The organism is Labilibaculum sp. K2S (genome assembly GCF_030372765.1).
Lineage (GTDB): Bacteria > Bacteroidota > Bacteroidia > Bacteroidales > Marinifilaceae > Labilibaculum.
On sequence record NZ_JAUCMW010000011.1, the window covers coordinates 36,866 to 55,521 of the forward strand.

Annotated in this window: 15 protein-coding genes and 1 riboswitch; of the genes, 9 read left to right on the forward strand and 6 right to left on the reverse strand. The window is 36.4% G+C overall.

The features are described from left to right. Positions 1-777 (forward strand): MBL fold metallo-hydrolase, encoded by a 777-nt coding sequence (locus tag QUH73_RS13075; protein ID WP_289530887.1) that lies wholly within the window; start codon positions 1-3, stop codon positions 775-777. Here QUH73_RS13075 and QUH73_RS13080 read toward each other — a convergent pair whose 3' ends face one another. The 5 genes from QUH73_RS13080 to era form a co-directional block, all read right to left on the reverse strand. Continuing rightward, positions 778-1,362 (reverse strand): response regulator transcription factor, encoded by a 585-nt coding sequence (locus tag QUH73_RS13080; RefSeq protein WP_289530888.1) that lies wholly within the window; start codon positions 1,360-1,362, stop codon positions 778-780. 9 nt (positions 1,363-1,371) lie between these two features. Next, positions 1,372-2,100: a hemerythrin domain-containing protein gene (locus tag QUH73_RS13085; RefSeq protein ID WP_289530889.1), complete on the reverse strand. Its 729-nt coding sequence runs from the start codon at positions 2,098-2,100 to the stop codon at positions 1,372-1,374. A 229-nt stretch (positions 2,101-2,329) separates the two neighbouring features. After that, positions 2,330-3,589 (reverse strand): tetratricopeptide repeat protein, encoded by a 1,260-nt coding sequence (locus QUH73_RS13090; protein WP_289530890.1) that lies wholly within the window; start codon positions 3,587-3,589, stop codon positions 2,330-2,332. A 129-nt stretch (positions 3,590-3,718) separates the two neighbouring features. Further along, positions 3,719-5,026 carry a ribosome biogenesis GTPase Der gene (gene der / locus QUH73_RS13095; RefSeq protein WP_289530891.1) on the reverse strand — a complete coding sequence of 436 codons (1,308 nt, stop codon included), beginning with the start codon at positions 5,024-5,026 and terminating at the stop codon, positions 3,719-3,721. 94 nt (positions 5,027-5,120) lie between these two features. After that, on the reverse strand, positions 5,121-6,002 hold the full coding sequence (era, locus tag QUH73_RS13100; RefSeq protein ID WP_289530892.1) for a GTPase Era: 882 nt from the start codon (positions 6,000-6,002) through the stop codon (positions 5,121-5,123). A 294-nt stretch (positions 6,003-6,296) separates the two neighbouring features. Next, positions 6,297-6,415, forward strand: a riboswitch (FMN riboswitch). A 112-nt stretch (positions 6,416-6,527) separates the two neighbouring features. On the opposite strand from era, the gene ribD reads away from it, so the two are divergent. The 4 genes from ribD (at position 6,528) to ribH (ending at position 10,194) form a co-directional block, all read left to right on the forward strand. Continuing rightward, entirely contained in the window at positions 6,528-7,643 is a 1,116-nt protein-coding gene (gene ribD / locus QUH73_RS13105; protein ID WP_289530893.1) for a bifunctional diaminohydroxyphosphoribosylaminopyrimidine deaminase/5-amino-6-(5-phosphoribosylamino)uracil reductase RibD, read from the forward strand. Positions 7,644-7,690: 47 nt separating this feature from the next. Beyond that, positions 7,691-8,350 (forward strand): riboflavin synthase, encoded by a 660-nt coding sequence (locus QUH73_RS13110; RefSeq protein ID WP_289530894.1) that lies wholly within the window; start codon positions 7,691-7,693, stop codon positions 8,348-8,350. 38 nt (positions 8,351-8,388) lie between these two features. Then, positions 8,389-9,627, forward strand: coding sequence for a bifunctional 3,4-dihydroxy-2-butanone-4-phosphate synthase/GTP cyclohydrolase II (locus QUH73_RS13115; protein ID WP_289530895.1), 1,239 nt, complete (start codon positions 8,389-8,391; stop codon positions 9,625-9,627). 105 nt (positions 9,628-9,732) lie between these two features. Continuing rightward, complete coding sequence (ribH, locus tag QUH73_RS13120) at positions 9,733-10,194, forward strand: 6,7-dimethyl-8-ribityllumazine synthase (RefSeq protein ID WP_289530896.1); 462 nt, start codon at positions 9,733-9,735, stop codon at positions 10,192-10,194. An 80-nt stretch (positions 10,195-10,274) separates the two neighbouring features. Here the strand turns inward: ribH and QUH73_RS13125 are convergent, their stop codons facing one another. Further along, positions 10,275-11,843, reverse strand: coding sequence for a pseudouridine synthase (locus QUH73_RS13125; RefSeq protein ID WP_289530897.1), 1,569 nt, complete (start codon positions 11,841-11,843; stop codon positions 10,275-10,277). A gap of 218 nt (positions 11,844-12,061) precedes the next feature. Between QUH73_RS13125 and glmM the strand changes: the two genes are divergently transcribed. From glmM to secDF, 4 genes are all read left to right on the forward strand, one after another. Then, positions 12,062-13,450 carry a phosphoglucosamine mutase gene (gene glmM, locus QUH73_RS13130; protein WP_289530898.1) on the forward strand — a complete coding sequence of 463 codons (1,389 nt, stop codon included), beginning with the start codon at positions 12,062-12,064 and terminating at the stop codon, positions 13,448-13,450. A gap of 441 nt (positions 13,451-13,891) precedes the next feature. Further along, positions 13,892-14,830: a malate dehydrogenase gene (gene mdh, locus QUH73_RS13135; RefSeq protein WP_101309636.1), complete on the forward strand. Its 939-nt coding sequence runs from the start codon at positions 13,892-13,894 to the stop codon at positions 14,828-14,830. Positions 14,831-15,073: 243 nt separating this feature from the next. Then, positions 15,074-15,502 (forward strand): retropepsin-like aspartic protease, encoded by a 429-nt coding sequence (locus tag QUH73_RS13140; protein ID WP_289530899.1) that lies wholly within the window; start codon positions 15,074-15,076, stop codon positions 15,500-15,502. 149 nt (positions 15,503-15,651) lie between these two features. After that, positions 15,652-18,627, forward strand: coding sequence for a protein translocase subunit SecDF (gene secDF, locus QUH73_RS13145; protein WP_289530900.1), 2,976 nt, complete (start codon positions 15,652-15,654; stop codon positions 18,625-18,627). The last annotated feature ends 29 nt before the right edge of the window (positions 18,628-18,656 follow it).

The following is an 18,656-nucleotide window of genomic DNA, read 5'->3' on the forward strand; positions in this document are numbered from 1 at the left end:
ATGATTGTAAAAATACTGGTAGATAATACTGCGAAAGAAGGTTTTGAGGCTGTTCATGGTTTCTCGGCTGTAGTTGAGGCGGATGAAAAAATTTTATTTGATGTTGGACCAAATTCTCTTTTTATCGAGAATGCGGGAAAAATGGGTGTTGATCTGGATGAAATCAATACTCTGGTTTTGAGTCATGGTCATTGGGATCATGGTGATGGTTTGCAGTTTGTGTCAGGGAAACGTTTGATTACACATCCCGATTCATTTTCTCTTCGATTCCGAAAGGAAAGCAAGACTACTGTTGGCCTAAAAATGACGAGAAATGAGATTGCAGCACAATTCGAATTAAAGGAATCTAAATTGCCGGTTTGGATCAGTGAAAAAATGGTGTATTTGGGTGAAATTCCACGATTAAATGATTTTGAATCCCAATCAACAACTTTCCTCCTGGAGGACGGATCACCGGATTTTGTTGCTGATGATTCTGCGCTTGGCATTAAGAGTGAAAAAGGATTGATTGTAATCAGCGGGTGTGCTCATGCCGGAATATGCAATACGGTGGCTTACGCAAAAGAGGTTTGTGGGGAGGATAAGGTTTATGCGGTGTTGGGAGGTTTTCATTTAAAGATTTTGGATGAAGTTTTTCAGAAAACCGTAACTTTTTTTCGGGAAGAGAAATTGGAAATATTAGGAGCAACACATTGCACAAGCTTTCTTGTTCAGAATGAGTTTAAAAAATATTTTAAAACGATAAATTTAGAAGCCGGAGTTGAGGTAGAATTGTAACTATTTTACCTCGTCCATAGAAATAAGATTGTGCAAAATGGCATATACCGTTAATCCGGATACTGATTTAATACCCAATTTTTGTGTGATATTTTTACGGTGAGTAACCACGGTATGAATACTGATGAATAATTGATCGGCAATTTCTTTGTTGGTTAAGCCAAGAGCAATATGTTTCAATATGTTTTTTTCCCGGGAACTAATTGTCTCTGAATTTTTATCAGGAAATGAACCTTTGTTTAGAATTTCCTGCATCATATCAAGAATGGTATTTTGCCCATCCATATAATTGATATAACCATCGGCCTTTAAGTTATTTTTAAGGTTTTTCTTGTCCGATAATAAGATCAACGAGAGTTTACTCCCATTTAAAAATTCCTTCTTGGCATCCAGGCATCCACTGGGCAGCATGTCTGGATTGATAATAAGAATATCCGGTTTTCTTTTGTGTACAATTTCGCATACATCCTCCTTATTGTCGATAAGCTGAATCACCTCGGAGTTCTCCAGATTTTGAAGAATTGATCGGAGTCCTTTTCGAATCATGCACGAATTATCAGCAATAAGAATCGTAGATCTTGCCATAGTTTGAATTTAAATAAGGTTGCAGATCGATTTTTCCATTAAGATAACTTTAGGAGTCAGTACCTTATCCTCAATTCTGGAATGATAGTTCAAATCTTCCTCTAATTTGAACAGATCCTGTATAATTGTATGGTAAAGTGTACTGTTTGCCGGAGGGGTAAGATATTTGATCATGATGGTTTTTAAATCCATCAGTTTTTCTTCCACGTCATTATGTCCTTCCTCATATTTTCCAATGGAAAATGATTCGAAAATTTCACGGTTTCTTTCCGTAAAATTTTGATTTTTAATGATTTCTTCAACGGCTAAAACATACGGGAAAACCACATTTTCCTCATGCATAATGTGTTCTGTAAGTTCAGATTTATATCCCTCAAAAAAGTTTCTGATCAGCAGAATGTATTTCTGATCTTCGGTGTCTTCCGATTGAAGAGAGATAATTTTCTGTTCAATCTCCGATAATTTATCATTTAAATAACTTGAATGAGTCATTTTAAGATAGTTAACAATATTCTTAACCGGAATTGTTTGAAGCTCTTCTTTTGGGAAGTAATCTTTATCGTGATACGCGTTTACAAGTTGCAAAAAGAAGTTTAAGTCGACCTCGTTTTCCTTGCAAACATCCGCAACGGTTTTGTCTCCAAATCCTAAATTGATTCCAAAACGATGAATGACTGGAATGAGCATATAATTCAATTGAATTACATCAGCCAGCTTCATATCCTTTTTAATACGCATAGCTTGTTTTTTTTTTAATTAATCTAAATTAATAAAAAGTGTGAAGTATCCGAAGAAATGCATGCAGAATGCAACCGAAAACCGAAACCAAATGAAGGAATAACACTAAGAATTATCTTATGGCAAAAGATTTTTTTGAATATCATTTGGTTTCAGTTGTCGCCGGCATATTTTATCTGTACAAAATTAGTGATCCTTAATTTGCTTGCAATACCTATTTATAGGGATATTATTTCCCGAAGTGAATGTTTTCTTTGATATGAAGTATGCGCGATTTTGCATATTCATATTTAGGATCTTCTATGTCGGAGGTTTGCTGAAGGAATTTGGTGTAATAATCCAGTGCTTTATCTTGATTTTCTCCATACTCCTCGTAGGCGCTTGCAATTTCGTAAAGAACATCAGGATTGCTGTTATCCATTTCAATGTGCTTCAGATAGGATGCTGTCGCTTTTTCAAATTGTTTGGTTGCTCCGTACGATTTTGCCAAATACAAATGCATAGAGGCTTCAATCGGTGGAGTGATATAAAAAAGGGCATCTTCCAAAAATTTAATCCCCTTTTCGTGTTGATTCAAGCGGGCATAACAAATTCCTGTATGAAAATTAATCATTGGGTCTTTTTCAAAGGTTGGACCACAACTTGCAAAAGCAGTTAATGCATCTTCATATTGCCGGGTTTGCATGTAGCAAATTCCCAGTTGTCTGTGTTCGGAATCAGTTAGGTTGTTGGATGCTTTAAGATCTTTTAAAATTGTTAAGGCATTATCGTACCATTCCAATCCGATTAAAACCTGAGCCTTTTTCTTTAGTAGTATGGTGTTGTCCGGGTAAGTTACCAATCCTTTTGAACAGTATTCCAATGCTTGCTGGTAAGCGGTCATCTCATAAAGCTGTTGAATGATATGAACCAATACAGATAAGTCATCAGTGTTGAGTTCGTAAGAAATCATATAAGAAGATAAAGATCCCATGAAATCCTGCATCCGATCTTTTAAATTTCCTATTTGCTTGTAGATGAAAGGATTTAATGAATCTGTTTCGATGATTTGCTTATAAATATCCAGGCTTTCTTTGAGTTTATTTTGACCGGAAAGTGTTTTTGCCAAAAGTAAGTTGACTTGATAATCAGAGGAATCCATGGAATGTAAATTGGAAAGATATTTTTCGGCTCCGGGATAATTTCCTAATGAGTACAGACAGGAACTTAAATTCAAGAGTATTGTTTTGGAATTATTATTTAAAGAGTTGGCTTTTTGATAATTGCTGATGGCTAATTTGTCTTTGTTAAGGTTTTGAAAGGCTTTGCCAAGTTGAAAATACAAGAGACTGTTTAAGCTGTCTTTTTTTATCATTTGTTCAAGGATTGGAATTGCTTTGGAGTATTGTTCCGAATACAGGAGTTGATCTACTTTTGCAGCTTTCTGAGAAAAACTTTTAGGAATGCTTGTTGCAATGCATAGCAATAGTAGGAGAAGAAAATGTTTCATGTTTTGGGTTTTATGATTAGGATTTAAATATAACTAAAATTTTAGTTATCGAAAATGATTTTCTCTTTAATCACAAAAAAACCGACTCAGAGAAACTGAATCGGCTAATGATTGTGCTGTGTGCAGCACTTATTTTTTTCTCACAAAAATTTGAATTGGTACCCCGGTAAACGACCAGTTTTTGCGGATCTGATTCTCAAGATATCTTTTGTAAGGATCCTTAATGTATTGAGGCAAATTGCAATAGAATGCAAATGTTGGCGCGTGAGTTGGTAATTGAGTTACATATTTTATTTTAATAAACTTCCCTTTCAAAGCAGGAGGATTAAGTGCTGCAATTACTTTTTGCATTACATTATTTAGTTCCGATGTTGGTATTTTTCGAATACGATTCTCATAAACCTCAAGTGCCGATTCCAAAACTTGAATTAATCGTTGTTTTGTAATAGCAGAGGTGAAAATAATTGGAACATCTTTAAAGGGTGCAATTCGATTTCTAATTTCTTCTTCGAATTCTTTCATGGTATTGGTTTCTTTATCCACCAAATCCCATTTGTTTATCATGATTACAACTCCTTTTCGATTGTTGAGGATAATGTCGAGAATATTTAAATCCTGAGCTTCTACACCACGGGTTGCATCCAAAATCAATACACAAACATCAGCGCTTTCAATTGTTCTGATTGATCGCATTACCGAATAGAACTCAAGATCTTCGTGTACCTTTGGTTTTTTACGAACTCCGGCAGTATCTACCATGATAAAATCATGACCGAATTTCTGAAATCGGGTATGAATTGAATCTCTTGTTGTTCCTGCAACATCAGTTACGATATTCCGGTCAATTCCAACCAAAGCATTCACAGTTGATGACTTCCCAACATTAGGACGACCAACAAATGCTATTCTCGGAAGACCTTCATCATCATCGTTTGGTTTGATCTCAAAATCATTTACTACAGCATCCAGTAAATCTCCTGTTCCCGATCCATTAACCGATGAAATTGGGAAAACTTGTCCGTTCATACCAATTGAATAGAATTCGTTCGCTGCAAAAATTAAATCCGCATTATCAGCCTTATTTGCAACCAAATAAACTTTCTTTTTGGTGCGTCGAAGTATTCCTGCTACAGCAGAATCTAAATCTGTGATTCCGTGCTGCACATCTAAAACGAAAAGAATAGAATCGGCTTCCTCAATGGCAATCATTACCTGTTTGCGGATTTCTTCTTCAAAAATATCATCTGAATTAGTCGCGTAACCACCGGTATCAATAATAGAAAATTCTATGCCATTCCATTCAGATTTTCCGTAGTTACGATCACGGGTAACACCAGCAGTTTCGTTTACGATTGCTTTTCTTGTTCCTGATAATCGATTAAAAAGTGTAGATTTTCCAACATTTGGTCTTCCTACGATTGCAACTATATTGCTCATTATTTTATTTTTCTAACGCAATCTCTGCGTGTAATTCTTATTCAATTGATTAAAATCTTAAAGATCTTTCTGATGTGTCAATACTGTTTTGTACTTATTGATTGTATCCAAAATCTTTTAAATGAGAGTCTTTGCTTCTCCAGTCCTTTGCAACTTTAACGTATAATTTTAAAAATACCTTTTTACCAAAGAATTTTTCCATGTCCAGTCGGGCTTCTGTACCTACTTTCTTTAGTGCTTTTCCCTGATGTCCAATGATGATTCCTTTTTGAGAAGTTCGTTCAACATTAATTACTGCCATAATGTTGATGATTTTAGGCTCATCCTTAAATTCTTCAACTACAACTTCTACCGAATATGGAATTTCTTTGTCGTAGTTGGTTAGTATTTTTTCTCTGATAATCTCATTTACAAAAAAACGGGATGGCTTATCTGTTAGCTCGTCTTTGGCGAAAAAAGGAGGACCTTCCGGCAATAGTTCCAAAATGCGGTTAAACAAATTGGATACATTAAAATTCTCTGTTGCCGACATTGGGAATATTTCAGCTTTAGGAAGTGTTACTTTCCATCGATCTACCAGTTTATTTAATTTTTCCTGATCGGATAAATCAATCTTGTTGATTAGTAAAAGAACCGGAATGTCAGAATTTTGAACCTTTTTAAGGAATTCTTCGTTTTTATCAATCGTTTCAATAACGTCGGTAACATATAAAATAACGTCAGCATCAACCAATGCTGAAGTCGAAAATTTCATCATCGACTCCTGAAGCTTGTAGTTTGGCTGCAAAACTCCAGGTGTATCAGAGTATACAATTTGAAAATCATCACCATTAACAATTCCTTTAATCCGGTGACGCGTAGTTTGTGATTTCGAGGTAATAATTGAGATGCGTTCCCCAACCAAATTATTCATTAAGGTTGATTTCCCAACATTGGGATTTCCAATAATATTTACAAAACCTGATTTATGAGGCATATGTACTCCAATTTAGTGATTTAAAAATTTTTGCAAAGATAGTACAATTAATACCATTTACGAAAATGTCTGCCACTCATTAAGATGGAATAAAGAACTTGTTGGAGTTTTTTTTATAGAAATACCAATATGTAATGGTTTAAAAGAGCTAATTCGTAGCATAGGTGTGGCTTAAGTTTTGATGTTTTTAATTTGCTGTGTGTTGTAAAGACTGTTTGTGCGATTTGTTTTTATTTCCTAAAACTATATATTTGTAGCAGAATAGGACATGAAATCCTGTTCTAACATATTTTATTGTTTCTTCAGGGCAGGGTGAAATTCCCGACCGGCGGTGATAGTCCGCGAATCTTTAACGAGATTGAACTGGTGTGATTCCAGTACCGACAGTACAGTCTGGATGGGAGAAGAAAAACAATTGATCAATTTGATTGATTTCATGTCAATGGAAATTATTTCCGTTTGGCTATACCTATAATAGATGCCCTGAATAGTTTAATAAACTGTTCAGGGCTTTTTTTTATGCAAATGAGCAAAGAATATCAATACATGCAAAGAGCCTTCGAGTTGGCTAAAAAGGGAATAGGAAGAGTAAATCCTAATCCTTTGGTTGGTGCTGTTATTGTTCGTGATGATAAAATTATTGGGGAAGGATATCACGAATATTTTGGTGGTCCGCATGCCGAGGTAAATGCATTTTTGTCTGCAACAGGATCTGTAGAGGGAGCAACAATGTATGTGACTTTGGAGCCATGTTCCCATTATGGTAAAACGCCACCTTGTGCAGAAGCAATTGTTAAAAATAAAATTGCTAAAGTTGTGATTGGGATGTTAGATCCAAATCCATTGGTGGCGGGAAAAGGAGTAAAATTACTTGAGGATAATGGAATTGAGGTTGAATACGGTTATTTGTGCGAAGAACTAAGTCAGATAAACCGTGTTTTTCTGAAGTTTATTCAAAATAAAATCCCCTATGTGGTCATGAAAACAGCCATGACTTTGGATGGGAAAATTGCCAGCAAAACCGGAGATTCCCGTTGGATTTCCAACGAAAAATCACGGGCACGTGTTCATCAGTTAAGAAATGAACTGGCAGGAATCATGATTGGTGTTGATACGGTGATTGCCGATGATCCAATATTGACTACCCGATTGGAAAAAGGAGAAGGACGAAATCCGGTAAGGATAGTGGTGGACAGTACTGCACGAATTCCTTTGGATGCAAAAATATTGAATACAGGTGTTCATGCCAAAACAATTGTGGCTGTAACAGATAAAGCTGACTCCGTAAAGCTTGCGAAAATTGAAAACTTAGGAAATTCCGTGATCATTTCAAAATCCAGAAATGGAAGAGTTGATCTTGCTGATCTAATGGTGAAGCTTGGAAGTGAAGGCATTGATGGAATTTTACTGGAAGGAGGAGCAACGCTTAATTTTTCGGCTTTGGAAGCAGGCATTGTTGATGAGGTAATGTCGTTTATCGCTCCTAAAATTATTGGTGGTACGAATTCTAAATCACCGGTTGGCGGCGAAGGAATTAAATTCATGAAAGATGCCATCGAATTGGAGAATATTAAAATTTATCAGCTTGGAAATGATCTGATGCTGACCGGGAAAATAAAAAAAAGTGTAGTAGATAGTTGATGGTTTGTAATCCGATAACTATTTACCGGTAACTGATAACTGAAGAAATGTTTACAGGTTTAATTGAAGAAATAGGAAGCATTAAGTCCATTCAAGGTGGAGGTAAGTCAATTCGATTGACTGTTTCTGCCCGTAAAATTATGGATGATGTGAAGCTGGGTGATAGTATTGCAACCAATGGAATTTGTTTGACAGTGGTTAGTTTTAATTCTACCGGTTTTTCGGCTGATGTTATGCCGGAGACAATGAACAGAACAAATTTCGGATTGTTGGGAGTAGGAAGTCGGGTGAATTTAGAGCGGGCTCTTCGCGTTGGCGACCGAATGGGTGGTCATATGGTAAGTGGACATATTGATGGCTTGGGCGAAGTTGTTGGTAAGGAGCAGGATGATAATGCCATTTGGGTGAGTATTGCCGCACCTAATAATATATTGAAATATATTGTGGAGAAAGGTTCTGTTGCTATAGATGGTATCAGCTTGACTGTGGCTTATGTGGATGAGAAAACTTTTAAAGTTTCAATTATTCCGCTTACACAGGAGGATACTACTTTGACTTCTAAAAAACAGGGCGAGAAAGTGAATTTGGAATGTGATATGACTGCAAAGTATATTGAGAAATTCATGTTTCATAGAGATGAGGAAAGTGCTCAGGTGGAGAAGTCGGATATTTCGATGAATTTCCTGAAAGAGAATGGGTTCGCATAAAAAGTAAAATTAGAAACAAAACAACAATACATAAAATTATGAAATTTCATACAATTGAAGAAGCGGTTGAAGACATCAAATTAGGGAAGATGATTGTGGTGGTTGACGATGAAGATCGTGAAAATGAGGGTGACTTGTTGATGGCGGCAGAAATGGTTACTCCTGAGGCAATCAATTTTATGGCCCGACAGGCTGGAGGATTGATTTGTATGCCAATTGTTAAAGAACGTTTGGATGAATTGAACATCGACATGATGGTGTACAACAATACCGATGCGAAACAAACGGCTTTTACCGTAAGTATTGATGCGGTAGATTGTTCAACCGGCATTTCTGCTCATGAACGTGCGCATACAATACAAAAAGTGTTTGATAAGAGTGCCAAACCAGAAGATTTTACCCGTCCGGGACATATTTTTCCTTTGGTAGCTCGTAAGAATGGTGTATTGGTTCGTGCAGGACATACCGAAGCTGCTGTAGATCTTGCGAGGATGGCTGGATTCTATCCGGCAGGTGTAATTTGTGAAATTATGAATGAGGATGGGACTATGGCCCGTGTTCCTCAGTTAAGAGAATACATCAAAAAGCACGACTTAAAAATGATTACGATTGCTGATTTGATTGAGTATCGAAGACAAACTGAGAGTGTAATTGAAAAAGTGACTGAAACGGCCATGCCAACAAAGTATGGCGAATTTAGAGCTCATGGTTATGTGAATAAAATAACCGGAGAGCATCATGTTGCTTTGGTAAAAGGAGATATTAATACTTCAGAACCAGTATTGGTTCGGGTTCATTCTGAATGTTTAACTGGTGATGCGTTTGGTTCTATGCGTTGCGATTGCGGTGATCAGTTGCAGGAAGCTTTGAAAAGAATAGAAGAGGCTGGTAGAGGAGTATTGTTATATATGCGTCAGGAAGGCCGGGGAATTGGTTTAATAAATAAATTAAAGGCTTATCAACTTCAGGATATGGGGATGGATACTGTTGAGGCAAACTTGGCGTTGGGATTTAAAGCAGATTTGCGTGATTACGGTATTGGTGCTGCTATTTTAGCTGAATTGGGTGTTAAAGATTTGATTTTAATGACCAATAATCCACTGAAAGTTGCAGGTTTAAAGGGCTATGGGTTGAAAATTGTTGCACGTGAAGAGATTGAAATGACTTGTAACGAAAAGAATGAATTCTATCTGCAGACCAAAATGAATAAAATGGGTCATCTATTGCATCAGGATGTAAAGTGGAATTTGCAAAATGATGATAAAAGGATTAAATAAGTAAATGTGTTAATGAGTAAATGGGGTAACAAGAATTACTTTTTTGGATTGGAAGAGTAATCTCACAACTGAAATCTTATTTCTCACATCTTAAAATCAAATAAAATGAATATAATTGAAGGTAAGCTTATTGCTAAAGATTTAAAATTCGGTATTGTTGCCGGTCGTTTTAACGAATTTATTGGTGGTAAATTGTTAGCAGGTGCTTTGGATGCTATCAACCGTCATGGAGCTTCAACAGATGATGTTGATGTTGCCTGGGTTCCCGGTGCATTTGAAATCCCATTGATTGCCAAGAAGATGGCAAAAAGCGGTAAATACGATGCTGTTATTTGTTTGGGTGCTGTAATTAAAGGTTCAACACCTCATTTTGAGTATGTGTCTGGAGAAGTAACTAAAGGTATTGCGAGTGTTTCGTTAGATTTGGAAGTACCTGTTATTTTTGGTGTTTTAACTACAGATTCTATTGAGCAGGCTATTGAACGTGCCGGAACTAAAGCTGGAAACAAGGGATTCGAAGCCGCGGTATCTGCCATTGAGATGGCTAATTTGTTGAAGCAATTTTAAGAATACGATATATTAAAAAAAAATCCCGGCAGTGATGCCGGGATTTTTAATTCTGTATATCAGATAAATAGTTAAAGAGCTTAGTATATTTTAAGCATATTTACCTCTTTTTCGCTTAAGAATCTCCACTTTCCTCTTGGAATGTTTTTCTTCGTGATTCCTGCAAAAAGTACGCGGTCCAATTTTTCGATTTCGTAACCCAGATGTTCAAAAATGCGTCGTACAATTCTGTTTCGACCCGAATGAATTTCTATTCCAACCTGTGTTTTATCGGTGTCATTCGCAAAACTAATGGCATCAGCTTTAATTTCTCCGTCTTCTAATTCCAATCCGGTTATTACCTGATCCAATTCTTCCTGAGAAATTGGTCTGTCGAGGAATACATGGTAAATTTTTTTCTTGTTGTAGCTCGGATGAGTAAGACGTTTTGTTAAATCGCCATCATTGGTGAAAATTAAAACTCCGGTAGTCATGCGATCCAGTCTTCCTACAGGATAGACTCTTTCGGGACATGCATGACTAATTAAATCCATAACCGTTTTTCTTCCCAGAGGATCATCAAGAGTAGTCACAAAATCTTTGGGTTTGTTTAAAACCAAATAGACTTTTGCTTCGGCCTCCAATTGTTTGCCATCCATGCAAACTACATCTTCAATATTTACCTTGGTACCAACCTCTTTAACGATTTTGCCGTTAACGGTTATTCTGCCTTCTTCAATTCGCAGGTCTGCAGCTCTTCTCGAGCATGCTCCTGTGTTCGAAATGTATTTGTTAAGTCTTAGGATACCATCTTCCGGACCTGATAGTTTAGCAAAAGCCAATTGTTTTTTCTTGCTGTAATGCTTTTTTTGAAGCGTTTCTTTATCGGGTTTGTTTTTAAAACGATCATAAGGTTTTGTAGTCGAATCCTGATCTTCATCAAAATCGTCTGAAAATCTTTTATTTTCTGTAAATTCTGATCTTTCTCCTCCTCTTTTTGAGCGGTCAGAATCTCTTCCCGGTCTGAAGTTTGAGTCTTCAGATCGGTGTATTCTTCTGTCAGAGTCTCTTTCAGATCTGTTATCGTCAAATTTTCTTGGCGATCTTGAATTAGAACCCTGGGAGCTTCTGTCAGAATTTTCTGATCTGCCACCATAGTTGTGATCTCGTGATCCTGAATCCCTGCCAAATTTACGGTTTGAGTCTCCAAATCGCGGTTTTCCTCTATAAGAGTTTTTTTCAGATCTGTTGTCGTCAGATCTTCTTGACGAACCCGATCTTGAATCAGAACCTCGTGAAGTTCTGTTGGAATCACTGTTGCGTCTGTCAGAATTTTCTGATCTGGCACCAGTATTTCGATTCCGTGAATCCGAATCCCTGCCAAATTTGCGATTTGGTTCTTCCGATCCGGCTCTTCTTCTGTCGGAACTTCTTTCCGAACTATCACCATCAGATCTTCTTGATGATTGTGGTCTTGTGTTGTCTCTTTGAAAAGGTTTTTCTGAATTGTCTCTTCGTTGTCGGGGATATTCTGATTTTCCCTCATTGTTGCGTGATTCTGAATCCTTTTTGAATCGAGGATTTGCGTCACCAGGTTTTCTATTGTTTTCTGTTTTTGATCTAAAAGAAGATTTCTCTCTTCTATCTTTCCCGTATTTTTTTTCTTCCATTTTTGAGTAAATGATCATTGTTCTGAACCTGCAAAGGTACTAATAATCAAAGAATATATTAATTCCGCCAGTTAAAAAAGTGAAATAAAGAAAATCAATTTCAATTTTGCTTTTTTACTCTTGATCGAAATTATAAATTTGTCATACAAATTAGGCGCTGAACGTTTGTTCAGAATCTTTTTTTATGAATTGGTAAACATTAAAATTCTAAAAATAATATGGCATTAATTAAATCAATTTCCGGAATCAGAGGAACGATTGGCGGTAAGGTTGGAGATGGATTAAGTCCTCTTGATGTTGTGAAATTTTCAGCAGCATATGGTACCTGGGTATTACGAAGAAACAACGGACAAAAGGTAAAAGTTGTTGTTGGACGGGATGCCCGGATTTCCGGCGAAATGGTCGACATGCTTGTGGTTGGAACTCTTTTGGGCTTAGGAATTGATGTTGTGGAAATTGGCTTGGCCACAACACCAACTACAGAAATTGCAGTTGCCGAAGAAAAAGCTCAGGGAGGTATTATTTTAACTGCCAGTCACAATCCAAAACAATGGAATGCGTTAAAATTGCTAGATGAAAAAGGTGAGTTTTTGAATGATATCGATGGGAAAATAGTTCTTTCCATTGCTGATAATGAAGATTTTCTATTTGCAGATGTAGATGATTTAGGTCAGCTTTCCCATGTAGATAATTACACCCAAAAGCATATTGATCATGTTTTAGCACTTAAGTTGGTTGATGCTGATGCAATAAAAAAAGCAAATTTTACTGTTGCTGTTGATGCAGTAAATTCGGTTGGAGGTATTGTAATTCCTCAATTGCTGAAAGCTTTAGGTGTTGAAAATATAGTAGAATTATATTGCGAACCAAACGGACAATTTCCTCACAATCCAGAGCCGTTGCCAGAGCATTTAACTGAAATTGCTTCGGTAATGAAGGAAGGTAAGGCCGATTTAGGATTTGTAGTTGATCCGGACGTTGATCGTTTGGCTATTGTGAATGAAGATGGAAGCATGTTTGGTGAAGAATATACATTGGTGGCATGCGCCGATTACGTATTGGCAAATACACCCGGAAATACTGTTTCAAATCTTTCATCAACCCGTGCTTTGCGCGATGTAACAGAAAAACATGGAGGAAGATACGAAGCTTCGGCTGTTGGCGAGGTGAATGTTGTTGCCAAAATGAAAGCAAATAATGCTGTAATTGGCGGTGAGGGTAACGGAGGTATTATTTACCCTGAAAGTCATTATGGCAGAGATGCTTTGGTTGGGGTGGCATTGATCTTAACTCACATGGCAAAAACAAAGAAAAAAGTTTCGGAGCTGCGAGCAGGTTATCCAAATTATTTCATTTCCAAGAATAAAATTCAGTTAACACCTGAAATAGATGTTGATGCGGTTTTAGTTGCAATGAAGGAGAAATACAGGAATGAGAAAGTGAATGACATTGATGGTGTTAAAATTGATTTTGCATCGGAATGGGTTCATCTTCGAAAATCAAATACTGAACCGATTATCCGAATTTATTCGGAGAGCGAAAATGAGGATACTGCAAATCAATTGGCAGAAAAAATTATTTCAGAGATCAAGGAAATTATTAAATAGGATTTTTTTTTTTGAGAAGCGCAGGAGATTCATTTTTCTGCGCTTTTTTTGTTGATAAAAGAAAATTTTCCGTAATCGTTTGCGTTGGATCAATGTTGAAAAATAAAAGCTTTTTTTGAATGATTTAATCGGATTTATTCTGATTAAATTTTACCTTGGAACTCCTGTTCTCCTTGCTAAATATAGCTTCTGATAATGAGATCTGTTTATCGTTATTGAACAGAAGAGCCTGTATGGGTGTTTATACCCAGTTTAGAAATAGTTAAATATGTCAGAAGTTAGATAATTGTAATCTAATTTTTATATATTTAAGTGAGACTGTTGAAAAGCAGGTCTTTTTCTGAATTATTTTCTGGCATTGTGTATATATTTGCTAGCCAATAAAGAAAAAATTCTCCATTGATACGAATACAAATAGATATAATCAAAGATTAAAGCCTTATGAAAATTACCGTTGTAGGTGCAGGAAATGTTGGCGCAACTTGTGCAAATTGTATTGCCCAAAAAGAATTAGCAAACGAAGTAATTATTGTTGACATTAAAGATGGATTGTCAGAGGGAAAAGCTCTGGATATGTGGCAAACTGCTCCGATTAATTATTACGATACAAGAGTTAAAGGAGTAACTAATGATTATGCTGCTACTGCAGGATCAGAGGTTGTTGTTATTACATCAGGTCTTCCGCGTAAACCGGGAATGAGTCGTGATGATTTAATTGCTACCAATGCAGGTATTGTAAAATCGGTTACTGAAAATGTAATTGCTCATTCTCCTGATGCAATCATCATTATCGTGTCAAATCCTTTAGATGTTATGACTTATGCTGCTTTCTTAACAGCTAAAAAAGCATCTAACAAAGTATTTGGTATGGCTGGTGTATTGGATACAGCTCGTTACCGTGCTTTCCTCGCTGAAGAATTAAATGTTTCTCCTAAGGATATTCAGGCATTGTTGATGGGTGGACACGGAGATACAATGGTTCCACTTCCTCGTTATACCACTGTAGCAGGTATTCCTGTAACCGATTTGATCGAAGAAGATAAATTGAATGCTATTATTGAAAGAACTAAATTTGGTGGTGGTGAGTTGGTAAACCTTATGGGAACTTCAGCTTGGTATGCTCCTGGTGCTGCTGCTGCTCAAATGGTTGAAGCTATTGTTCGCGATCAAAAAAGAATTTTCCCGGTATGTGCTTTGTTGAACGGAGAATACGGAATGAAAGATATTTTCTTGGGAGTGCCGGTTGTTTTAGGTAAAAACGGTATCGAGAAAGTAATCGAAGTGAAATTAAATACAGAGGAAATGGAATTGTTGAAAGGATCAGCAGAGGCCGTTAAATCTGTAATGAAAGTGCTAGACGAAATGAACATTCTTTCTTAGTTGGAAGATTTCATTTGCCAAAATAGTAAGGTTGTTTCTACGTGAAACAACCTTTTTTTGTTTTATAAGATCAAATAAAAATAAATTTCACCTTAAATTCGGAATAATACCATTTGTAAATTAAAGGATTTATAAAATTCTTAGATAGATTATTATTTTGTTAATGTTTTAAGGGTTTTATGTAATTTATGATACAAAATTCTGTTCTTTTGGTATATTTGCTGTCCTTTGTTCAGAAAGCCCATGAAAATTGAGATCCCAATAGAAATAATTGAACTTGAAACCGAAAGTTTCCATCTTTTAATCAGATGTAAAGTAAACAGCAGTCATGAAGGAGATCTTGTGATTGATACCGGTGCTTCAAAAACGGTTTTGGACCGGAATTTTGTTCCTGCTTACACCTTGTCTGAGTATCAAAGCTCGGAAATTAAGTCGCGGGGTTTGGGGGAAGGAAGTTTAAATACCGAAATGGTTAAGATAGATTCATTCCAATTAGGAGATCTTCTTGTAAATGATTTTCATTGTGCACTTATCGATTTGGCAGGAATAAACGAGATGTACATGGAGCACTGTCAGCGGGAAATTTGCGGATTACTTGGAAGTGACTTTCTTTTAAAACACGGAGCAATTATCGATTATGGAAGAAAAATTTTGAAATTGAAAATTTTTTAAATCCCGTGTCTTTCAACAAAGACGTAAAGTCGGTTAAATACCTGAGATTATTGAACAAAGGAATTTGAAAAAAATTAATATATTTGTGCGTTAATTGCGGTTGAGAATATTATATACCACATAAATAAGAATTAAATAAACCTAAACACATGCGAAATAAAGGAGCGATTCGTCTACTCGCTATACTCTTTGCGTTAGTGAGTTTGTATCAATTGACATTTACTTACGTTACCAAATCAGTTGAAAAGGAAGCTCAAGAGTTCGGAGCCGGCGATATTAAGAAGGAACAAGCTTATCTTGACTCTATTAGGGGTGAAGGAGTTTACAATTTTCTTTGGATTAAAGATTACACTTACAAAGAGTGTAAGGAATTGGAGATGAACCTTGGTCTTGACCTTAAAGGAGGTATGAACGTTACCATGGAGGTTTCTGTAATTGATATTATTAAGGCTATGGCCAATAATAGCAAGGATGAAACTTTTGTAGCAGCCATAGAAAAAGCCAAAGCGATGCAAAAGGATAGTCAAAAAGAATTTGTTGTTCTTTTTGGTGAAGCGTTCGAATCAATCAATCCAAATGCTCAGTTATCTTCTCCCAATATCTTCGGAACTTTAGAGATGAAAGATAAAATTCCTTTTGGTGCTTCTAATGCTGAGGTGTTAAAAGTGATTAAAAAAGAAGCTGATGCAGCGATTGATAATACGTTCAACATTCTTCGTTCCCGTATTGACCGTTTCGGTGTTGCACAGCCAAATATTCAAAAAGCTGATGTTTCGGGACGTATCATTATCGAACTTCCAGGTATTAAAGATGCAGCTCGTGTACGTAAGTTACTGCAAGGAACTGCAAGTCTTGAGTTCTGGGAAACTTATAGTGCTAACGAAGTAACTCAGTATTTAAATGCTGCAAACGAAAAATTAGCAGCGATCAATACAATGGCTGAGCCTGCCGAAGTAGCTAAAGAAGCTACTAAAGAAGAGGTGAAGGAAGAGGCAAAAGATGAAGATGTTGCTCTTTTGGACAAAATTGAAGAAACAGCTAAAGATTCGACTGCTGACCTTAATGAGAAAGAAATTGCAAAAAAATACCCATTGTTTTCTGTTTTGAATCCTACACAAAGAGGATCTTCGAAAGCAGTTGTTGGTATGTCTCATATTAAAGATACTGCCAGAGTAAATCAAATTTTGGCAATGCCGGCTGTTCAATCAGTAATGCCACGTAATTTGAAATTCTTTTGGGGAGTAAAATCTATTGATAAAGGTGGTAATGTATTCGAGTTGTTTGCTATTAAAGTAACCAGCCGTGATGGAAAAGCTCCTTTAGATGGTGATGCTGTTACTTCTGCGCGTGAGCAAATTGATCAAAACAAAGCACAAGCTGAAGTTTCGATGAGTATGAGTGGTGAAGGAGCAAAAGTTTGGGCTCGTTTAACCAAAGATAATATTGATCGTGCAATTGCAATTGTTTTGGACGGATATGTTTATTCTGCTCCAAATGTAATTAGTGAAATAAAAGGCGGACAGTCCAGTATCAGTGGTAATTTCACCATTGCTGAGGCGAAAGATCTCGCAAACATACTAAAGTCGGGTAAATTACCTGCTCCTGCTCATATTATTGCTGATGAAGTTGTTGGACCATCTTTGGGACAGGAATCTATTCAAAAAGGGATGTGGTCATTCATCATTGCTTTTGTGTTGGTGTTGCTTTATATGTTTTTCTTTTATAGTAAAGGTGCAGGTCTTACTGCAAATATTGCTTTGATTGCCAACTTGTTCTTCATTTTTGGAGTACTGGCTTCGTTGGGCGCTGTGTTGACTTTACCCGGTATTGCCGGTATTGTATTAACAATCGGTATGTCGGTTGATGCGAACGTACTGATTTATGAGCGTATTCAGGAAGAGCTGAAAGGTGGAAAAGGATTGAGTCTTGCTATTTCTGATGGATACAAGAATGCATATTCTGCGATTATTGATGGTAACATCACAACTCTTTTAACTGGTATTATTCTTTATCTTTTTGGTGAAGGCCCAATTAAAGGTTTTGCAACCACTTTGGTTATTGGTATTTTCTCGTCTTTATTTGCTGCAATTTTTATCACGCGATTAATTATTGAAGGTTCTCTTAAACGTAACCGGAACATTACTTTTACAACTAAGTTTACTGATAATTGGTTGCGAAATGCAAAAATTAAATTTCTTGAGAAAAGAAAAGTGTTTTATGTGATTTCAGGTATTGCGATTCTTGTTAGTATTGGTTCTCTTGCAACAAGAGGTTTAAATCAAGGTATCGATTTTACCGGAGGTAGAACATATGTTGTTGCTTTCGATCAGGATGTTTCAGTTGAAGATATTTCTAAATCGTTGGAAACTGTTTACGGACATGCTCCTGAAGTGAAAACTTTTGGTGGTGATTCTCAGGTGAAAATTACTACAAAATATAAAATTGAGGAATCAGGAAACGATGTTGATGATGAAGTGGAAGAATTGCTTTATACAGGTTTACAACCATATTTAAATGGAGCTTCTAAAACTGATTTCCTTGAAAACAATAGAAAGATGTCGCAAAAAGTTGGACCTACTATTGCTGATGATATTCGTCAGTCTGCAGTTTGGTCAATCTTGTTTGCTCTTATCGTGATTTTCCTTTACATCATGCTTCGTTTTTCGAACTGGCAGTATGGTTTAGGAGCTATCGTTGCTTTGGCTCACGATTCAATCATTGTATTGGGTATCTTCTCATTGTGTTACGGATGGTTGCCATTCTCACTTGAGGTGGATCAGGCATTTATTGCGGCAATACTTACTGTGGTGGGTTATTCCATTAATGATACCGTGGTTGTATTTGACCGTATTCGTGAATACATTGGATTGCATCCAAAACGTGATCGTGTTGAGGTTGTGGATAGTGCTTTGAATAGTACATTACGTCGTACTTTTAGTACTTCATTATCTACTATGGTTGTTTTGTTAGCTATCTTTCTTTTCGGGGGAACTTCAATTCAGGGATTTACATTTGCATTGTTGGTAGGGGTAGTTGTTGGAACCTATTCTTCACTTTTCATTGCAACGCCAATTGCTTACGACACAAGTTTACATGTATCTAAAGTGATTGCTAAAAAGAAATAATTAGAAATTAATTATAAAATTGTCCCCCG